The organism is Dyella sp. EPa41, assembly GCF_016586165.1.
Taxonomy (GTDB): Bacteria; Pseudomonadota; Gammaproteobacteria; order Xanthomonadales; family Rhodanobacteraceae; genus Dyella.
The window spans coordinates 1-659 of sequence record NZ_BCPR01000162.1; the positions used below are offsets into that span (position 1 = coordinate 1).

A 659-nucleotide genomic window follows, 5' to 3' on the forward strand; every position below is an offset into this window, starting at 1 on the left:
CAAGGCATCCATCGCCAGGCGCAGCCTGCGCACCGTATCCTGCAAGGCTTCCACGGGCTCGAGCAGCAGGCCGATGGCGCCGGTGACGCCATTGCACTCGTTGAGGCTGTCCTGCGCCAGTTCGGTGAGCTGTCGCGCGCTGATGCTCTGCGAGAAGAACTGTCCCGCCAACTCGGGAATCTGATGCGCCTCGTCCAGGATGAAGGCCTGCGCGCCCGGCAGGATCTCGCCGAAACCTTCCTGCTTCAGCGCCAGATCGGCAAACAGCAGGTGATGGTTGACCACCACGAGGTCGGCTTCCTGCGCTTCGCGCCGCGCCTTCACCACGTGGCAGTCGTCATAGAACGGGCATTCCACGCCCAGGCAGTTTTCCGGCGTGGAGGTGACGCGCGGCCACAGCGGCGACTCTTCCGGAACCTCCGCCAGCTCCATGCGATCGCCGCGGCGCGTGCGTGCGGACCAGGCGCGAACGGCGGCCAGTTGCGACGCCTGCGCGCGATCGAACGTGGCGCCTTCGCGCACGGTCTGGTCCAGGCGATAAAGGCACAGGTAGTTGGAACGGCCCTTCAGCAGCGCGGTCTTCAGGCGCGCGTCCAGCACCGAACGCACGCGCGGGAGATCGCGGAAATACAACTGGTCCTGCAGCGCCTTGGTGCCGG

The 659-nt window shown here is 66.8% G+C and carries 1 pseudogene; it reads right to left on the bottom strand.

The features are described from left to right. A pseudogene (locus JMF82_RS21880) lies at window positions 1-659 on the bottom strand (ATP-dependent DNA helicase); the annotation flags it as partial.